This window comes from Methanosarcina thermophila TM-1, from assembly GCF_000969885.1.
GTDB classification, from domain to species: Archaea; Halobacteriota; Methanosarcinia; order Methanosarcinales; family Methanosarcinaceae; genus Methanosarcina; species Methanosarcina thermophila.
On the sequence record NZ_CP009501.1, the window covers coordinates 16128 to 34586 of the forward strand.

Here is an 18459-nt window from a genome sequence, read left to right on the forward strand (position 1 = left end):
CCATTACTGACGTTAATAAAGGATTTTACGCAGGATGGGGGATTAGATTGAAAGCGATAGTAGTTTATCTCAGTACCTCTGGGAATACGAAAATTATGGCTGAAGCAATAGCCAGCGGGATTGAATCAAAACACGTGGATGCAAAAGCAGTTAGCTTTTATGATGTAAAAGTCGAAGATCTCAATGAAGCCGATGCAATCGCTGTTGGCTCCTCAACCTTTTACTATAAAATGCTGCAACCCATGGAAAAATTCATGGACGAAACTCTTGCTTCCACAAATCCGAAAGGGAAGCTGGGAGCTGCTTTTGGGTCGTACGGGTGGAGTGGAGAAGCACCTATACTGATAGCCGAAAAGATGCGAGAGATGGGGATGATTGTTATAGATCCCGTGCTCAGGATCCTGCACAAACCTACAGATAAGGACGTGCAGGAATGCAAAAGGCTCGGTGTTGACATTGCCGAAAAGATGAAGCAAATAAGTAAAGCGTCACAACCACAGTGAGCACCTAGTTAAATAGGTTTTGAATGCAATAATAACTACACATACTACTTACTTCAAGTTCTGTAGTCACGAAAAATAAACTATCCGGAAAATTAACTCAAACCCCAGGAGTCACTGAAAACTCGGAGAATACCCAAGACCGTGTCGCTGTTTCCTTTATCCGTGTTTTCAGTACCTCCTTTGATCCTATTCATTTTATATCCCATTTAGCCACACAAAAGGAAGTATGCAGAAAGCAGTAATTTGAAAAGGCTTGTAAAAGGGTCCCATGCTCCCAAAGCGGGATTCAGGCGAGAGATTAAACCAGTAAATTTATGGGATGTCTGGTAGCAGGCTCAATATCGAGGTCAGCTACAGCTTCGGAGATCATTATATCGCTCATGGCAGCCATGGGAAATACATATGTAGCATACTCGATGGGTCCATAGAGGATGAAATCTCCAGCGGCTGCCTGCTGCAGGCAGGTTGAACCGACATCGCAGATTTTGTGGAGGACAGGGTCTTTTTCTCTTTTCTCGTTTAGCCATTTCCAGGCTGAAGGTGCGTTATGTATTCCCGAACCTGTTGGATGCCCCCACTTTGCTTTTGAGGTAATCGTCATCCTGAGGGCTACGCCTGCCCCGTTTCCCATAGGGGTAATGCTTGGATCTATAAGCTTGTTAACTATTCCGCATTTTTCTGCAATTGAAAGTAATCCTTCTTCGAGAAGACCTGCCCCGTTTTCCAGCAGCTCCATCCTGCCCTGCAAGGATGAGTCCACTGCATTGAAGCCAAGGATAATCGAGCTGTCAATATCTGACAGGGCAAGAGCTTCGATCTCTGGAGCATTTATGCTCAGATTTATAGAGTTGTAGATTGCTTTATCTGCAAGCCCTATCTCGCTGACATATTCTGCTGCATGGGAACGCACAGTTCCTTCGGGGGAGTCAATAAGAAAGGGAGCATCTGAGATCTCAGCTACAAAATCAATATAACGGGTAATGCTTTCAGGGGTGGTTCCGAAAATATGAATAAGGTGCGGGTTTCCTGTCTCTTCCGCACTTGCTTCCTGTAGATTTATTAATTCTTCGGCAGCAGTCCGATCAAAAAGTCCTCTTGCAGCATCTTCTACAATTTCATGCTTATCATAAAAGATAGTTCCTGCAAGTACGGTCGGAAGCTCTCCAGGCTGTCCGCCTATTTTTACTCCTGCAATATTAACGATTTCCTGTTCTTTCTGGAACTTAAACATTTTTACACTCTCCAAATCTACAGGCGATGTATTTTTTCAGAACACCGCGACATATGCTCGGAATAGATCTCTTGACTGGTGACTAGAGATCTTCTGCCTCACAAATAATACCTGAGACTGCATCCATAACCAGTCCTTCAGAGATTATTATATCGCCTGAAAGGGGGACTGAGAAAGTGGGTTGTCTTTTCTTCTGGGAGACGGCGACTACTGGCTCATCTGGATAAGCCTCCCCGCAGTACTTATATTTTCTCACAATTTTCATTATTTCATCAGGGTCAGTCAATCCTATCCTGTTAATGAGCACTACCTGCTGCTGAAAGCGTTTTACTGCTTCTCTGGATAAGTTTTCTATAAAGGGAATTGCTCCTTCTGATCCAATAATTCTGCCCTTTTCATCAATTCCGTTTGCATGAATTGCAAGCAGGGATTGACCTGCCAGATGTCCTCTTGATTCCATCCCGCAGACAAGGACATACCTTATATTGGAGTTTGAAATCACATTTGCGATTATTTTTTCGACTCCTAAATTCTCGGTTTTTGAGCTTCCCCATATAGCTGCTTCAGGTGAGGGGTTTATCTGGCTCGCAAGGGTTACGACAGCAATCCTGGAATTCGGATCCCCTACCGTGTAGTCGCCTTTTACTATTGGCCATGTCTCTGCAATGGTTTTCAATGAATCACCTTTTATCTTTCCTTATTCAGGTGAGACAGTGAACTTGCAAGCATTATGGCTTTCGTAAAATGTCCACCTACCCTTGATGTGTCGACAAAAACGAAGTCGTCCATCAGTACCGGAGCTCCAAGACCATCGCCTCCACCCAGGAAAGCAAGTGTCCTGAAGATCAGGTTTCCAGAGATTCCGTCAGGGGCAATTATAAAGTTCGATTCTTTTATGGCATCTTCAATAAGAATTGTATAATGCTTGGCATTGATGCCGAGTTCTTGAGCTCGCCTTGTTACGAATTCTCCGTCCGCAAGGGACCTGTCTACACGTTTGTTCCTTCCTATATCTCCAATCCTGCCTCCGGAAAGCACGCCGACAGCAGGCTCTACCCCGAATCTCCTTATATGTTCAGCACCAAGAGTTATAATTCTAAGCTTATCTACAATGGTGTTCCCTTCATCGATTCCTACAGGGGCGAGAAAGAAAGGTTTCCCATCAACCGTGAGGAGTAGGGCAAGCCGGCAAATTCCTTTCTTTCCTAGAGCTTTTTTGAGATGTGCAAGGGCTTCTGAAGCCGTTGCAGTACCTCTAATTACTGCATCGACCTTTCTTGAGATCATAAGTTCTACGAGAGTTTTTTCGGGGTTGTCCGTGTCCACTACTTCAAGTTTTGTACCAATCTCATCGATTTCTTTCTTGATTCCCACCAGGACAACCTGTGCATATCCCAGTTCCTGGGCTTTCCAGGCACTCTCGAGCAATTTGGGGTTCGGGTTTCTTATCCCCATAGCCACTCTGGCTCTGTTCACCCTGGCTCTCCTTTCGATAGTCTCAAGGAGAGCACCTATATTATTATTTTCCATATACATCCGGACTGTTGTGTAAGATCTTAAGTAGTTCAAAAAAAGTAAAACTCGATCATTAATTAATTTTGTCCCTCCCGAGTTCCGTATCGGGATCACAGAAAATCGAAAATTTTCTGGAAGTTTGCACTGCAAGTGCAATAGCACGGTTCATTTCGCTTGCCTCATTAGTTCAAGCGGACTATTTGGGAATTGGAAATTTCTATTTTTATCAGAGCAAAAAGGCTTTAATACATACGGAAGTGTAGTTTTAGTGTTATTGTTTAAAATCGGTATTGGAAGATGGCAGGAGTAAAACCTTTTTACATGGTGAAAAGATTAAAATGTATAGAATTAAGAATGAGTTCTTTTTTTATTGGTATGGTTTAAGATGACACTGGCGATTGAATGGGCTGAAAAATACCGCCCCCAGACCCTGAAGGAGATCGTGGGGAACAAGAAGGCGGTGCAGGATTTGCGAACCTGGGCTGAGAAGTGGCTTTCAGGCATTCCCGAGAAAAGAGCAGTGATCCTTCTGGGACCTGCAGGGGTAGGGAAAACCTCTACTGCCCATGCCCTTGCCCGCGATATGGGTTGGGAAGTAATTGAGCTCAATGCAAGCGACCAGAGAACTGCAGGGGTTATCGAGAAAGTTGCGGGATCGGCAGCTTCAATGAATACCCTCTTTGGAGGAAAACGCCTGATAATTCTGGATGAAGCGGACAACCTTCACGGGACTGCTGACCGGGGTGGAATGCGGGCTATTGCAGGGATTATAAAGAATACGCTGCAGCCTATAGTGCTGATTGTAAACGATGTTTATGGACTGACTCCTACTATCCGGAACCTCTGTCAGGAAATAAAGTTTGGATCAGTACAGAGCCGTTCTATGATTCCTGCTTTGAAGAAGATCTGTGAGAGCGAAAAAATTTTATGTAGTCCGGACGCAATCCAGCAAATTGCTGAAAATGCAGGAGGCGACCTCAGAAGTGCAATCAATGACCTTCAGGCTGCAGCAAGTGGAAGGGAAGTGCTGGAAGTCGAGGATATCAGCACTTCAAGCAGGGATGTCAAAGAAAACATCTTCAAGGTAATGCAGAGAATATTTAAGAGCACAGACTGTAAAAAAGCCCTGGAAGCTACTTACGGGCTTGATGAGAGCCCTGAAGACCTTATACACTGGATTGATGAAAACCTGCCTGCCCAATATGCTTCTAAGGACGGGGATCTGGGAGATATAAGAACCGGTTTCGGGTATCTTTCCAGGGCTGATCTTTACCTTGGGCGCGTAAAAAAACGCCAGAACTACGGCATGTGGAGATATGCAAGCATGCTGATGGTCTGCGGAGCTGCAATCTCAAAGACAAAACCCTATCCCGGATTTATCAAGTATCAATCTCCTTCTCTGTGGAGAAAGATGGGGCAGATACGATCGAGACGAGATCTAAGGGACAATATAGCTTCTAAAATTGGAGAACACAGCTTCGAGTCCATGCGTTATTCCCGAGACAACCTGCTTGAGCTTTACTCTCGCATGTTAAAGGAAGAAGAATCTGCAGTTGAGATTACTGCAGCCCTGGGGCTTGAGCTTGAGGAATTAATATATCTCTCGGGGAGCACAAAAGCCAGCAAAAAGCTACAGAAAATTTACGACAGAGCGCAGGAACTCCTTCTTGAAGGAAAAGGGCAATCCGATGACGTGGAGTTTTGGAATCCTTCTCCTTCAATCGAGAGTAAAGAGATGCCTTCTGGCTGTGCATTTAATACCGCTGAGGAGAAAACCGGGAAGTATTCTGAAAAATCTGATGAATCCGATTCAAAAACTGCCCGGGGTGGACAAAAAACCCTTAATTTTGGCGTCGCTATTTCGCCGGAAACCTCCCTGGAAATAACAAATTCGAGAAATAAGAATTCTGATGCCAATATTCCTTATAGTTTTACTTCAGACACACTTTTACCTGACAGTTTGACTTCAGATTCTCTAAATCAGGAGAAGTCTCAGGAAGAGGTTGGTGAAATCGGGTTTATATCTAACAGTTTTAAGTCAGACAACCCTAAGCTAGATAATCTTCGGAGTGCTTCCTCCCTGCCTGAGTTCTTTGAGAGTGAAACCTTCCCTGCTCCTGAAAGTATAGAAAGCGTTACCTCTCCTGAACTCTCAAAGCCGAAGGAACCTGTGAACTGTAAGCCCGTTATCAAAAACGCTCCTGACAAACCTGAAAATCCTGAGGCAGAGACCAGTGAAGCTCCTAAGAAAACCGGGTCGAAAACGCAAAAAACGCTTTTCGACTTCTAATTCTACTTTTGATCTGTAGTTGATTTGTAGTAATTATTCTACTTCTAATCTCTAAAGCCTCTCATTCTATTTCTCTTACCACCTGTTCAATTTGCCAGTTTCCTTTTGATTTTTTTGCCCTTTGTCAATGGTAAAATTGCTAAACTGGCTTCTTTTTCCTGGTTGTCAGTGTCATAAAGGGCTTTCTTATCTATATGGAATTGATTAGAAGAAGCTGTGACAATACAGTTTACAAAAAAAGTTTTTGATTCTCAGGAATATTGTAAAAATAGACAAAGAAAAGTTGTGAGCGGGTTGAAGAGTTTGGGGGAGTAGTTGGGGGAATGTTGGGGGAATAGTTGGGGGAATGTTGGGGGAATAGTTGGGGGAATGTTGGGGGAATAGTTGGGGGAATAGTTGGGGGATATGGGTTTGGGTTATACTATGGAAAAAGAGACCCGCTCACTCGACATGAATAGCTATTCATAATATAAATAGTTTTTCATTTTATCTTTCGCTTTTTATAAATTCTAGTTATATGCTCTGACTCATCTCTTTAAATCAGAGCTTACTTTCTGGGATTAAACTGTGTGAGTTATCACTCAGATAAATACTGAGTGGCTTCCTGAGGCATCCTTCCATTGGAGACAGGTCGTGCAGGCTCTCTACCCCACGTGCCGCAGGTGAAACCGAATATGGGCATGATATACTTGAGATGTTTATAGCTACTGTCTTCCACGGTTTAATTCCGATCCTTTCAGGAGAATTTTGCCGTATTATCCAACTTCCAGATATCAAACGTTACCTCGTTTGATTTCCGCTTTGACATTCGGCAAGATTCTTAAGAACTGTGAGATTGTGGTGACAGCAAAATCTAATATTACAACGTTTGAAGGGATTTAATAATATAAAGAATAATAATTGTTAACCGTTTGGATGTTGACGTTATATCCTAAGCTAAAGACTTAGGGATTTTACGCTTCTTCTTATAAAATGGCAGAATTAAAACCTGAAATTAAAACCTTAATATATGTTTCGATTCTGTTTAGAATAGAATGAGCGGGTTGGGAAGTATGAATTGGAGGTGTTGGGGTTGGGGTTATCTAAAAAAGAGAGACCCGCTCACAAATTACAACACGCTAATCTGCTATAAATACTTTTGCTGTACGGTTTTATCCATCCAGAACAATATTCCTGTCTGTATTTTGAATTGTCTAAGTTCCTGAAGGCAGGTATACTTAATTCCAGCTTTTCATCTTTCCTATATAAAAGAAGCAGGTGTTGAGGTTGATGTATATGATTTCTTTTATATAACAGGAGTATTGGTTAGAGTGGCAAATGTTTTATCCAATGAATAAATATTTTTTTATGGTGTGTGAAGGGGTTTGATGCAGTAAGATTCTCACTTATTGTAGTAAGAGCTTCTCATTCAGTGAGACAACAGTCTCACTTAGCGCAACAAAAATTTTATCAAATGATTAAATATCCAATTTTTGCGGTAATTGTTTCTCAGATAAGCTTTGAGGCTCTCTCCTAACAAAAAAGATATATACAACTAGTGACATTTTGGTCTTGCACTTAGGGCGATTCAACAAATGCAGGCAAAATGGGCTCGTGGTCTAGTCGGTCATGACATCGCCTTTACACGGCGGGGATCCTGAGTTCGAATCTCAGCGGGCCCATGCTATTTATCCTTTATATCACTTCTAGTTTAATTAGCAATACTTTTTTTATGGCTTTTTTATAGTTTAACCTTAAATTTACTTTTTGAGCAGCTTTTCTGTTTTTCCTTTTTATACTTAGTATATACTCTTCGTTAAATTTATAATATATTTTGAAAAGATTAAACGATAGCTGTCTCTATTTTTCTCTCTGGCAATTTCTATTTTTTTGGCCGCAAATGAGATCCTGTCAGTTAAAAACTTTTTTCTTTATAACTTGACATTATATATGACACTGATATTGTTATATAGAAAGGGGACGATTTAGATTAAGAATCTTTGTTACCTACAAAAAGATACGCTTTAATATTTTTAAAGCGTACTTTCTTGCAAAGATTATTTTGAGATCTACCGTGGGGGAGGAGTTAGTATTAAGAGAAGGAGCAGAACTGATATCGCAGTAGATATTTTAAGAGTAGCGATGAACGGAGCAAAGAAAACTCATATTGTATATGAAGTCAATCTTAACTTTAATATTGCTCAGAAATACCTCGAAATGTTGAAAGAAAAAGAGCTCATAAGACACGAAAATGGACTTTTCATCACTACTGACAAAGGAAAAGTTTTTCAGGAAATGGCTAAGGAACTTAAGCTCTGAGCAGCTTTAAGCTCTGAGCAACTCTCAATCTATTTTAATTTTTTGCCAACTTTTCCCATCTTTTTCTTTTTTTCAATTCTCCATTCTCATTGTATTCTAATCGACTTTTCTCTGCTTCACCATTTCTTTAGTTTCCACCTTGTGATTTTCTGCCATGCGGCGATAAGAAAAAGTGTCCGAAGGGTAATTCAGAAATATTATTCCTGAATTATAATGCGCTTCGGTATAAATAAAAGCAGTTTAGAAACATATATACTATGGCGATGAAAGCACCTTTTTTAGGCTTTACATTACTGAAATCGCCCTGGGGGTCGAGTGCTAAAACACCTTTTGACAGGTTAACGGCCGTTTTTAAAGAGCCTTATGTAGGAAGTCAAAAGATAAGGATTAGAGATTATGATGTAGCTTTCGGGGTCTCTTCAGACAAAAGAGAAGGAGACGTATATTATCCTGGCAGGATTATACCCTGTGATATTGGTTTTATAGCGACTCTCACATGGTCTGAGGTTCCCGCTATCGTGAAGGAGGCAACTGGGAAGCAGGATGGCACTTATATCAAGGGGGACCTCAAAATCTGTCAGTATCCTTTTTATGGGAAGGCTGTGGATAATGCTGTTTCTGGAACTGAAGATTGTCAGGATGTAGACTATGCGGCACAATCTGATATGCTTTCCAAAATTTCTCACGGAAATCCTACCCTGTGAATTTAAAAGTCTTTCTAAGGAGGCACAGAAGGCAAACAAATTAAATTAGCCAGCCTGAAAACTGCTGGGCTCATCTTTATAAGAATTTCCTGACATCTTTATTGAGGGAGAGGGGGGTATTAATTTGACTGATAAGGATAAAACAACAGTAAAATTGAAAGTTGCGGAAGCCGATCAACGAGATGTCGGAAAGGGCATTGTCCGGATAGATGAAAGCTTCCGGGAAAAATTAGGTCTCAAGCCCTTCGATGTTGTGGAAATCAGAGGAGGGAAATCTACTTCTGCACTGATAGGTCGTCCGTATCCTAGTGATTCTGGTCTTGATATCATACGTATGGATGGGCTCATCCGCACCAATGCAAAAACCAGTATAGGAGAATATGTGGAGATTCGCAAAGCCGACTGGAAAGAAGCAAAAAATGTAACTCTAGCGCCTGTTGCCAAAGGTATTCAAATCTATGCTCCCAGCGAAACTCTTAAAGCTATATTCATGAATCGTACGGTTTCAAAGGGGGATTTTATTTCAACCACAAGCTTAAGGAAATCGAGAGAGAGGGAGACCCTGGGTAAAGGAGTGATGTTCGAGGATTTTTTCCAGGATTTCTTTGGCCAGGGTTTTGGTCCATCTTTCGGGCTCGGAGAAATAAAACTGCAGGTAGTTTCTACTTCTCCATCAGGAATAGTAAAGATTACAGACTTAACACAAGTAGAGCTTTTGCCTGAAGCGACTGAAGTAACCCCTGAGCAGAATATTCCTTCTGTTATGTATGAAGATTTGGGTGGGGTCAAAGAAGCTATTGGGAAAGTCAGAGAAATGATAGAGCTGCCTTTGAAACACCCTGAACTTTTTGACAGGCTCGGGATCGATGCCCCAAAAGGAGTATTGCTCCACGGCCCGCCCGGCACAGGCAAAACAATGCTTGCAAAAGCAGTAGCCAATGAGTCAGATGCCTACTTCATCTCTATTAACGGTCCAGAGATTATGTCAAAATACTACGGTGAATCCGAAAGGGCGATAAGGGAGATTTTCGAGGATGCAGAAAGGAATGCTCCTGCGATTATTTTTCTTGATGAGATCGATTCCATTGCCCCTAAGAGAGCCGAAGTAACCGGAGAAGTCGAGAGAAGAGTAGTTGCTCAACTTCTCTCCCTGATGGATGGGCTTAAAGCTCGAAAAAATGTAATTGTCATAGGGTCTACTAACCGTCCTGAAGCTCTGGATGTAGCACTTCGCCGTCCAGGAAGGTTTGACCGGGAAATTGAACTGAGAGTCCCAGATACTGATGGAAGATTGGAGATTTTCCAGATCCACACAAGGGGCATGCCTCTTGCAGATGATGTAAACCTCATGGATTTTGCTCAAATAACGTATGGGTTTGTTGGAGCTGACATTGCAGCCCTGTGCAGAGAAGCAGCCATGAGTTCTTTGAGGCGGATTCTGCCGAAAATCAATCTTAATGAACCTGAAATCCCGGCTGAAATCTTGGATTCTCTGCAGGTAACAAGGGAAGATTTTGAAAATGCTCTTAAGGATGTCCAGCCATCGGCAATAAGGGAAATCCTCATTGAAGTACCCACGGTGAGCTGGGATGACGTAGGGGGTCTGGAAGAAGTAAAAAGGCTACTGAAAGAGGTAGTGGAATGGCCACTTAAGAATCCAGAATCTTACAGGGACATAGGAGTTGAAGCTCCCAAAGGTGTCCTTCTATATGGGCCTCCAGGTACGGGAAAGACTCTACTCGCAAAAGCAATAGCTCATGAATCCGATGCTAATTTTATCACAGCCAAAGGAAGCGATCTCCTTTCAAAATGGTATGGGGAATCTGAAAAAAGGATTGCTGAAGTTTTTACACGGGCAAGGCAGGTTGCCCCCTCGATTATTTTTCTGGATGAACTTGATTCGCTTGCACCTATTCGAGGGATTTCTACAGGGGAGCCCCAGGTTACGGCGAGAATCCTTAATCAGTTACTCTCGGAAATGGACGGACTTGAAGAACTCAGGGCTGTAGTGGTAATTGGCGCGACCAATCGCCCTGATGTCATCGACCCTGCCCTTATCCGTCCAGGGCGTTTTGATGAACTCATTCTCGTTCCAATTCCTGATGAGGGGGCTCGCAGGGAAATATTTAAAGTCCATACCGGGAAAATGTCGCTCGCAGAGGATGTTGATATCGAGAAACTCGTTTCCATGACCGATCAGTATACAGGTGCCGATATTGCAGCTGTGTGCAAGAAGGCAGGAAGGCTTGCTTTGCGCGAGGATCTTCATGCAAAAAATATCAAGCAGAGGCACTTCCTTAAAGCAATTGCAGAGACCGGTCCTTCCGTTACTCCTGATACTATGAAATATTACGAAGCTATAAAAGGTGAACTCAGGAAAAAGAAGTCAAAGGAAATAGAGAACCCTTCTTACATTTGAGTAAGATCGGTAAGAGCACATTTTTATCTTCCTCTTATTTTTTCTGCTTGCCTATTAACCTACTTGCCTATTAACCTGCTTCTGCCTGTATATTTTTTAACTTATTTCCACCGAATGTTTACTGACTTACTTCTATATTTATTTAAGATCTTATTTTTTTACAACAATGCTAATTTTTTAGGTACTTTCAATGTATTAACTGACCGTTAAGGTCGACCTGTTTCTAAATTCTCCGATTTTTATCCGCATATTTTGTAGGGTCTTTCCGAAAACGATTTATCAGGATTAAACCTTCATTTATATTTAAACTTCAAAAATTATGTTAACCAATGATATTAAATATCATAATTACTATCGGTAATATATATGCAGCTTCCAACACCTGAAGATCTTAAAAAAAGAAGGAATGAACTCGGGCTTACTCAGAGCGACCTGGCTAAAAGGGCAGGAGTAAGCCAACCCCTTATAGCTCGCATCGAGTCAGGAGATGTGGATCCCAGGCTTTCAACTGTCAGGAAAATCCTTGATGCTTTTGATGAAGCTGAAAAGGAACAGCAGATTATTATAAGAGATCTGATGCATTCCCCTGTTATCCATGTCTCTCCAGATGATTCTGTGGAAGAAGTGGTGAACCTTATGCATACTCATGGTTTTTCACAGGTTCCTGTGCTTGATGGGGGCATCCCGGTTGGAAGTGTTTCAGAAGATATGATAATAAAATTGATGGCAGAAAGTAAGAGAAAATCAATTTCTCATTTAAAAGTTTCCGAAATAATGGGGGAATCCTTCCCAACAGTATCTCCAAGTATTTCGATTTCAGTCGTCTCGCATATCCTGGAAGGAAACCCTGCCGTGCTGGTAGTAGAAAAAGGAAAAGTCATTGGCCTCGTAACAAAACACGATGTGATGAAACTCCTGCAGGGTTAGTTGCCGGAATTCACTTCCTGATGAGGCAATGTCCGAAACAGTCACGAAAGCACATTAATTATATACTAGGATATAATTAAAACTGAACTCCAAATGGAATTTAATGCTTAATCTCAATAAAAAATTAATTTGTTAAAGCATGTTGAAGAATCCAAGGGATTGAGACATTAAAGTACCTTTTGGGTATACTTTGTCGTACTGGCATAATTCTTAATTAACTCAGACGTGTAAAATTTTTAAATTTCAGAATTAATACAAGTGTTTTTAAATAAGTAGAAAATAAATCGATTAAATCTTGAAAAGTGGAGTATAATAAATATGGATCTGGAAGACACTCTTCTCATGATGCCTGGTCCCGTATCTGTTGCACCCAGAGTCCTTAGAGCGATGTCAAAGCCGATGATCAACCACCGGAGCGCGGAGTTTGCCGGAATATATACTGATTGCAGGGAAATCCTTTCCAACATTTTTAAGACAGATAACGATATCTTTTTGCTCAGTGGTTCGGGAACGGCAGGAATGGAAGCTGCTGTAGGGTCTGTGGTTGGTAAAGGGGACAAAGTTATTGCTATAGAAAACGGAAAGTTCGGAGAACGCTTTAAAGATATTGCAGCTCTCTATGCGGATGTCGTTCCTGCTGTATTCGAATGGGGTCTTCCAATTGACCTTGAGCTTATCAAGGAAAAACTCGAAGAAGGAGCAAAAGCTATCACACTCGTCCACAACGAAACGTCTACAGGCATTCTCAACCCGGCTGCAGAAATTGGCAAACTTGCCCGAAAGCATGATGCTCTCTTTATTATGGACGGCGTGACCTCCATTGGAGGAGACGATGTCAGAGTTGATGAATGGGGAGTTGACATTGCAGTTGTAGGTTCACAGAAATGCCTCGCAGCCCCCCCTGGACTTTCAATCGTTTCTGTAAGCGAAAAGGCTTTTGAGGCTATGAAAGAAGTAACAAAAAGACCCTATTATAACGACCTCTTAGCATATAAAAAGAGCGGGGACAAACCCAAACCGGAAACACCTTATACGCCTGCGATTCCTCTGTTCTACGCACTTCAGGAAGCTCTGCATATCATAAAAGAGGAAGGAATGGATGCCAGAATTAAGAGACACAGAATTCTTTCCGAAGCCGTAAGAGCAGCAGTTGCCGAGCTGAATATTGAGATGTTCCCGCAGCTTAACGAGTCCAGCCATTACTCCAATACGATCTCTGCAATGAAAGCTCCCGCAGGCATTGAGGGTGAAGACATAAAGAATGATATGAGGAAACAGGGCGTAATTATTGCAGGCGGGCAGGAGCGTCTTAAGAACAAGATTTTCAGAATAGGCTGCATGGGAAATGTTACATCAAGAGATGTGCTCTCAACCATCCAGCAGCTGGAAATTGTATTAAATAAGCGTGGTTATATTGACAGTCTGGGAGCAGGTATAGAAGCTGCGATCAGGGTTATTGACCGAGCCTGAACAGGATTAAATTATATATCTACTGAATAAATCATAGATCTACTAGCCTCTTCAGGAAAAACCGGAAAAAAAGATTTTAAACTTGAAATTCCGATCGGATTCACATGCCCACAATAGGAATTGCAGACACAACATTCGCGCGCTATGATATGGGGCGTGCGGCAATTGATGAGATACAGAAAAACGTATCTGTAAAAATTAAAAGAGTAACCGTGCCCGGGATAAAGGATCTTCCGGTTGCAGCCAAGAAACTTATCGAAGAAGAAGGGTGCGATATCGTTATGGCTCTTGGCATGCCCGGAGCTAAAGAACAGGATAAAATATGTGCTCATGAAGCTTCTCAGGGTCTTATTATGGCCCAGCTCATGACCAATACCCATATTATTGAGGTCTTTGTCCATGAGGACGAGGGAAAGGATGAGAAAGAACTTGCTTTCCTTATGGACAGAAGAACCCGCGAGCACGCCTTAAATGTAATAAAACTGCTCTTCAAGCCTGAGAAGCTTATTCGAGAGGCCGGTACTGGCCAGAGGCAGGGCTTTGAAGATGCAGGTCCGTTAAGAATGTGAAGCAATTTAAGTAAAAACAAAGACTGGAGACCTTATTAGATGACTATCAGCCTAGGATTTGTTGTAGCTGAATTTAACAGGGATCTGACTTATCAGATGGAACTGCTAGGGAGAGAACATGCGGAGTTTCTGGGGGCAACAGTTAAAGAGACAATTCTTGTTCCTGGGGTCTTTGACATGCCCCTTGCAATCAAGAAGCTTTGCCAGAGGGACGATATCGATGCCGTGGTTACTATAGGATCCGTAATTGAAGGCGAGACTGATCATGACCAGGTGGTTATGCAGCATGCTGCAAGGAAGATCATGGATCTTTCCCTTGAGTTTGATAAGCCTGTAACTCTTGGAATTCCTGGCCCAGGCATGACCCGGATGGCAGCTCATGAACGCGTGGATTATGCAAAACGGGCAGTTGAAGCTGCAGTAAAGCTGGTGCAGCGGTTGTGAATTTCTATAATATCTTGAATAAGCTAGCAAAATGCAATAACATACCAGGACCATCCCTATGACATCCGCAAGGCTCAAGCGTGTAGAAGAATCCGCAACTATAAGGATCTCCAACATTGCAAACAGAATGATTAAAGAGGGTAAAGACGTCATCAATTTCAGCCTTGGCGAACCTGATTTCAATACCCCGAAAAATATCTGTGATGCTGCGGCAAAAGCCATGTACGAGGGAAAAACCCATTATGCTCCGTCTGCAGGTATCCCGGAGCTAAGGGCAGCCATTGCTGAAAAACTGAGGACGGAAAATAACCTCGATGTAACCGAGGCAGGCGTGCTTGTCACTCCCGGCGCAAAACAGGGAATTTTTGAGGTAATGATGGGTGTCCTTGATGATGGAGACCAGGCTATTCTGTTTGACCCGGCATGGGTAACTTATGATGCATGCATACGTTTTGCAGGGGCAGAAACAGTCTGGGTCCCAACAGTCCCTGAAAAAGGTTTCATTCCCGACGATTTTCAAGAATACATAACTGATAAAACCAAGCTAATTGTTGTAAATAGCCCGGGAAACCCAACAGGTGGGGTCTTCGGAAAAAAGACTTTGAAGTGCATTGCCGATCTTGCAATTGATCATGATCTCCTTGTAGTCTCAGATGAAATTTATGAGAAAATTATCTATGACAAAGAACATATCAGCATCGGCAGCTTTGATGGGATGCAGGAGAGAACCATCACTGTAAACGGTTTTTCAAAGGCATATGCCATGACAGGCTGGAGACTCGGTTACCTGACTGCTCCTCCTGAGATTCTAAAACTTCTACTTAAGATTCAGTCTCATTCAGTAAGCAGCGCAACCACATTTGTTCAGTACGGCGGGCTTGAGGCTTTGCAGGGTCCTCAGGACAGTGTTAAAGCAATGGTTGACCGTTTCAAGGTACGCCGTGATGTTCTTGTCGATGGGCTGAACAAAATGGGTCTCGAGTGCAAAAAACCCGATGGGGCTTTCTATGCTTTTGCTAATGTCAGCGAGTACGGAAATGGGACAGAAGTTGCAGAGAGGCTTTTGAAGGAAGCTCAGGTGGCAGTTACCCCTGGGATTGCTTTTGGCGCATCTGGTGAAAATTTCATCAGAATCTCCTATGCAACCTCAATTGACCGAATCAGGGAAGCCCTCGAGAGACTTGAAGCGGTATTTACATAAATTGAACACAGTAACTTATCTTTCTGAAAAGAGGTATGAGTAAAGATTAGCAGATTCTGGTTGAATCTGGCAGCGGTAGGGATAGATTTACCCATACCGTTTAAGTACCTCTTTTATGATTGCACCTGTACTGCAAAGTGGGCATTTCTTTGAAAGTGGAATCCTGACCACCTTTGCGGGAATCCCTCTTTTAGTAAGTTCTTTTTCCAGAAGTTCGCTGTCAAAGCGCTGATCATAACCAAGAGCAATGATATCCGGCTTTATCTCTTTCAGGGGTTCAAACATATCCTTTTCGCTGCCAAGAAGCGCTTTATCAACCATCCCGAGTGCATTTACCATTTCAAGACGCTGCTCTTCGGGTACAATTGGTTTTGGTTTGTGAGTCACATTTGAGTCTCTAGCAACAATTACGAAAAGCTCATCTCCCAGCTTTCGTGCCTGGGTCAAAAAATAAATATGTCCGGGATGGAGAATATCAAAAGTCCCGGTAGCAAGTACACGTGTCAACGAATCACCTTGCCCCGGGTATATCCTACAAGCATAAGAAACTTACTGAAAATAACCCTGCCTGCAGTCAAGGAAGAATCCCGAATTATACAAATTGTGTACGATATAGACTGTTACGATCTATTTACAGCCGGGTTAAAAGGTAAGTAAATTTTCCAATTATCGCAGGTAATATAGATAACCCTTAAATATGATTATTGTTTATCAAACTCAGGGTATAAGTCTGTTAATCTGAAAATAAACCGTACTCAAATACAGCTTTTTGCTTTCTCTGGCAGGGCTGTTGCCTCTGGCATTATCACTCATAATATATAATTACAATAAATATTATCTTCAAGATATATTTACAAAATGAGGAGACCCTAATGATTAAAAAATCAATTCATGAGATTAATAGAAAAATTGAAGATGGAAGCGTCAACGTAGTGACAGCTGAGGAGATGGTCACAATTGTTGAGGAGCTTGGCACTGAAGGGGCTGCAAAAGAAGTGGATGTAGTTACTACAGGCACATTCGGAGCTATGTGTTCATCTGGTTTAATGCTTAATCTCGGGCATTCCGAGCCTCCTATTAAAATCCAGAAAATCTGGTTTAACAATGTAGAAGCATACAGCGGAGTAGCAGCCGTAGATGCTTACCTTGGAGCTACCCAGATTTCGGAAACACGGGGAATCCAGTATGGAGGAGCTCACGTTATTGAGGATCTCCTTAGAGGCAAAGAGATCAATGTCCATGCAACTTCTTATGGGACGGACTGCTATCCAAGGAAAGTGCTTGATACTACAATTACCCTTGATGACCTTAACGAAGCCATTCTTCTGAACCCGAGGAACGCATACCAGAAATATGCAGCGGCAACCAATAGTTCCAAAAGAATTCTGAATACTTATATGGGTGAGCTTCTGCCCAATTTCGGAAATGTAACCTATTCAGGAGCAGGTGTACTTTCGCCTCTCTCAAATGATCCTGAATATGAGACTATAGGCACAGGAACTAGGATTTTTTTAGGAGGAGCCCAGGGGTATGTTATAGGGAACGGAACTCAACATTCTCCTTCTTCAGGGTTTGGAACTCTAATGGTAAAAGGCAACCTGAAGGAGATGAGTCCTGATTACTTAAGGGCTGCTTCCTTTACCGGATATGGAACCACCCTCTATGTGGGAGTAGGAATCCCTATACCTATTCTTAACGAAAAGCTTGCTGCTGCAACTGCAATCCGTGATGAGGATATCGTGACCACTGTTCAGGATTATGCTGTAGGAAGCCGGGAAAAGCCTGTTATCAGAGAGGTAAATTATGCCGAACTCAAGTCAGGTTCGGTGGAAATTAATGGAAAAGACGTGCCGACTTCTTCCCTTTCCAGTTTCAAGAATGCAAGAAAAATTGCAAATGAGCTAAAAGAATGGATTAAGCAAGGGAAATTCTTTGTCAGCATGCCTGTAGAAAGACTGCCAGCTAATGGGCTTGTTAAACCCATGAAGCAGACTCAGGCTGTACCTCTTGTAAAAGATGTGATGTCCAATTTTATTGTGACCATTAAAAAAGACCAAACTATACAGGAAGCAGCTAAGAAGATCTGGGAGAATTCCTTTAACCACTTGGCTGTGACTTCCGACTCCGGTGAACTGGTCGGAATAATTACTGCTTGGGACATTTCCAAAGCGGTTGCAGAGAACTATTTTGACTCTGTGGAAAGCGTTATGACGAAAAAGGTATTAACATGCGCTCCGAATGAGCCTGTAGACCTTGCAGCCAGGCGGCTTGACCGTTACGGAGTATCAGCAATGCCGGTAATCGATACTCAGAGGCGGGTTCTCGGAATAATAACGAGCGACAATATAAGTAAGCTCCTTGCAAGGAGGTACTGAGCATGAAAATAAAGATCACCATCCCTACCGAAAGAATCCATAACCCTATTATTTCCGAATCCATAGTCGAAACCGGCATCCTGATTAATATAATGGTTGCAAACATCGACTCAACTTATGGCGAATTGATTGCGGACGTAAACGATTCCAAATTTGATAGAATCAAAAAAGCTCTGGAATCGAGAGGGGCGATAGTCTCCATTCTTGACCGACCTATTCACAGGGATGAGGAAGAATGTATCGACTGCGGAGCCTGTATTTCGGTCTGCCCTATGAATGTGTATTCCTTTGACAATTCTTGGAGTATCCAGGTAGATGAAAAGAAATGTATTCAGTGCGGCGTCTGTATCAAGATGTGCCCGCATGGGGCTTTGAAACTGGGAGAGTAAACAAAGGAAGGTAGAATTACAAAATCCTTCCTTGATAATCTTTCTCTTTTATCCTCGTTTTTCCTGGTTTACTCCTTTAATCCTGGTTTCCTCTTTGTCTTTTGTGTTTTTTTCTTACTGTTCT

General features: G+C 42.3%; 17 protein-coding genes and 1 tRNA gene. 13 read left to right on the top strand and 5 right to left on the bottom strand.

Going from position 1 to position 18459, the window contains the following annotated elements; all coding sequences use genetic code 11:
- Positions 1 to 47 precede the first annotated feature (47 nt).
- A complete protein-coding gene (locus MSTHT_RS00085) occupies positions 48 to 503 on the top strand; it encodes a flavodoxin domain-containing protein (protein WP_048166050.1) in 456 nt (151 codons plus the stop codon).
- A gap of 298 nt (positions 504 to 801) precedes the next feature.
- Here the strand turns inward: MSTHT_RS00085 and mtrH are convergent, their stop codons facing one another.
- The 3 genes from mtrH to mtxX all read right to left on the bottom strand — a co-directional run bounded on the left by mtrH (position 802) and on the right by mtxX (position 3264).
- Positions 802 to 1734 (bottom strand): tetrahydromethanopterin S-methyltransferase subunit H, encoded by a 933-nt coding sequence (mtrH, locus tag MSTHT_RS00090; protein ID WP_048166051.1) that lies wholly within the window; start codon positions 1732 to 1734, stop codon positions 802 to 804.
- A gap of 82 nt (positions 1735 to 1816) precedes the next feature.
- Positions 1817 to 2410, bottom strand: a complete 594-nt coding sequence (locus MSTHT_RS00095) for a tetrahydromethanopterin S-methyltransferase subunit A (protein ID WP_082086695.1) — start codon at positions 2408 to 2410, stop codon at positions 1817 to 1819.
- An 11-nt stretch (positions 2411 to 2421) separates the two neighbouring features.
- Positions 2422 to 3264, bottom strand: a complete 843-nt coding sequence (gene mtxX / locus MSTHT_RS00100; protein ID WP_048166052.1) for a methanogenesis marker protein Mmp4/MtxX — start codon at positions 3262 to 3264, stop codon at positions 2422 to 2424.
- Positions 3265 to 3634: 370 nt separating this feature from the next.
- On the opposite strand from mtxX, the gene MSTHT_RS00105 reads away from it, so the two are divergent.
- The gene (locus MSTHT_RS00105) at positions 3635 to 5539 is read left to right on the top strand and encodes a replication factor C large subunit (RefSeq protein WP_048166053.1); all 1905 of its coding nucleotides are present in this window, start codon (positions 3635 to 3637) and stop codon (positions 5537 to 5539) included.
- Positions 5540 to 6116: 577 nt separating this feature from the next.
- On the opposite strand, the gene MSTHT_RS14190 is transcribed toward MSTHT_RS00105, so the two are convergent.
- The gene (locus MSTHT_RS14190) at positions 6117 to 6257 is read right to left on the bottom strand and encodes a hypothetical protein (RefSeq protein ID WP_156149682.1); all 141 of its coding nucleotides are present in this window, start codon (positions 6255 to 6257) and stop codon (positions 6117 to 6119) included.
- 869 nt (positions 6258 to 7126) lie between these two features.
- Here MSTHT_RS14190 and MSTHT_RS00110 point away from each other — a divergent pair.
- From MSTHT_RS00110 to MSTHT_RS00150, 9 genes are all read left to right on the top strand, one after another.
- Positions 7127 to 7200 (top strand) — tRNA-Val (locus MSTHT_RS00110).
- Between the two features lie 460 nt (positions 7201 to 7660).
- Positions 7661 to 7837 carry a winged helix-turn-helix domain-containing protein gene (locus tag MSTHT_RS00115; protein WP_230627482.1) on the top strand — a complete coding sequence of 59 codons (177 nt, stop codon included), beginning with the start codon at positions 7661 to 7663 and terminating at the stop codon, positions 7835 to 7837.
- A 257-nt stretch (positions 7838 to 8094) separates the two neighbouring features.
- Positions 8095 to 8541: a hypothetical protein gene (locus tag MSTHT_RS00120; RefSeq protein WP_052721775.1), complete on the top strand. Its 447-nt coding sequence runs from the start codon at positions 8095 to 8097 to the stop codon at positions 8539 to 8541.
- A 124-nt stretch (positions 8542 to 8665) separates the two neighbouring features.
- A complete protein-coding gene (locus tag MSTHT_RS00125; RefSeq protein ID WP_048166054.1) occupies positions 8666 to 10960 on the top strand; it encodes a CDC48 family AAA ATPase in 2295 nt (764 codons plus the stop codon).
- A 366-nt stretch (positions 10961 to 11326) separates the two neighbouring features.
- Entirely contained in the window at positions 11327 to 11887 is a 561-nt protein-coding gene (locus tag MSTHT_RS00130; protein WP_048166055.1) for a CBS domain-containing protein, read from the top strand.
- Between the two features lie 318 nt (positions 11888 to 12205).
- Entirely contained in the window at positions 12206 to 13357 is a 1152-nt protein-coding gene (locus MSTHT_RS00135; protein WP_048166056.1) for a pyridoxal-phosphate-dependent aminotransferase family protein, read from the top strand.
- Positions 13358 to 13461: 104 nt separating this feature from the next.
- Positions 13462 to 13926, top strand: a complete 465-nt coding sequence (ribC, locus tag MSTHT_RS00140) for a riboflavin synthase (protein WP_048166057.1) — start codon at positions 13462 to 13464, stop codon at positions 13924 to 13926.
- A gap of 39 nt (positions 13927 to 13965) precedes the next feature.
- A complete protein-coding gene (ribH, locus tag MSTHT_RS00145) occupies positions 13966 to 14370 on the top strand; it encodes a 6,7-dimethyl-8-ribityllumazine synthase (RefSeq protein ID WP_048166058.1) in 405 nt (134 codons plus the stop codon).
- A 58-nt stretch (positions 14371 to 14428) separates the two neighbouring features.
- On the top strand, positions 14429 to 15571 hold the full coding sequence (locus MSTHT_RS00150) for a pyridoxal phosphate-dependent aminotransferase (protein ID WP_048166059.1): 1143 nt from the start codon (positions 14429 to 14431) through the stop codon (positions 15569 to 15571).
- A gap of 87 nt (positions 15572 to 15658) precedes the next feature.
- Here the strand turns inward: MSTHT_RS00150 and MSTHT_RS00155 are convergent, their stop codons facing one another.
- Positions 15659 to 16102 carry an adenylyltransferase/cytidyltransferase family protein gene (locus MSTHT_RS00155; RefSeq protein ID WP_048166060.1) on the bottom strand — a complete coding sequence of 148 codons (444 nt, stop codon included), beginning with the start codon at positions 16100 to 16102 and terminating at the stop codon, positions 15659 to 15661.
- Between the two features lie 341 nt (positions 16103 to 16443).
- On the opposite strand from MSTHT_RS00155, the gene MSTHT_RS00160 reads away from it, so the two are divergent.
- Together MSTHT_RS00160 and MSTHT_RS00165 are read left to right on the top strand one after the other, a co-directional pair.
- Complete coding sequence (locus MSTHT_RS00160) at positions 16444 to 17946, top strand: L-aspartate semialdehyde sulfurtransferase (protein WP_048166061.1); 1503 nt, start codon at positions 16444 to 16446, stop codon at positions 17944 to 17946.
- 2 nt (positions 17947 to 17948) lie between these two features.
- The gene (locus tag MSTHT_RS00165) at positions 17949 to 18335 is read left to right on the top strand and encodes a 4Fe-4S binding protein (RefSeq protein WP_048166062.1); all 387 of its coding nucleotides are present in this window, start codon (positions 17949 to 17951) and stop codon (positions 18333 to 18335) included.
- Positions 18336 to 18459: the final 124 nt, after the last annotated feature.

Excerpts from the sequence above, each read along its gene's own strand:
- mtrH (WP_048166051.1), bottom strand. The coding sequence starts at position 1,734 with ATGTTTAAGTTCCAGAAAGAACAGGAAATCGTTAATATTGCAGGAGTA.
- mtxX (WP_048166052.1), bottom strand. The coding sequence starts at position 3,264 with ATGGAAAATAATAATATAGGTGCTCTCCTTGAGACTATCGAAAGGAGA.
- MSTHT_RS00105 (WP_048166053.1), top strand. The coding sequence starts at position 3,635 with ATGACACTGGCGATTGAATGGGCTGAAAAATACCGCCCCCAGACCCTG.
- MSTHT_RS00115 (WP_230627482.1), top strand. The coding sequence starts at position 7,661 with ATGAACGGAGCAAAGAAAACTCATATTGTATATGAAGTCAATCTTAAC.
- MSTHT_RS00120 (WP_052721775.1), top strand. The coding sequence starts at position 8,095 with ATGGCGATGAAAGCACCTTTTTTAGGCTTTACATTACTGAAATCGCCC.
- MSTHT_RS00130 (WP_048166055.1), top strand. The coding sequence starts at position 11,327 with ATGCAGCTTCCAACACCTGAAGATCTTAAAAAAAGAAGGAATGAACTC.
- MSTHT_RS00135 (WP_048166056.1), top strand. The coding sequence starts at position 12,206 with ATGGATCTGGAAGACACTCTTCTCATGATGCCTGGTCCCGTATCTGTT.
- ribC (WP_048166057.1), top strand. The coding sequence starts at position 13,462 with ATGCCCACAATAGGAATTGCAGACACAACATTCGCGCGCTATGATATG.
- ribH (WP_048166058.1), top strand. The coding sequence starts at position 13,966 with ATGACTATCAGCCTAGGATTTGTTGTAGCTGAATTTAACAGGGATCTG.
- MSTHT_RS00150 (WP_048166059.1), top strand. The coding sequence starts at position 14,429 with ATGACATCCGCAAGGCTCAAGCGTGTAGAAGAATCCGCAACTATAAGG.
- MSTHT_RS00160 (WP_048166061.1), top strand. The coding sequence starts at position 16,444 with ATGATTAAAAAATCAATTCATGAGATTAATAGAAAAATTGAAGATGGA.
- MSTHT_RS00165 (WP_048166062.1), top strand. The coding sequence starts at position 17,949 with ATGAAAATAAAGATCACCATCCCTACCGAAAGAATCCATAACCCTATT.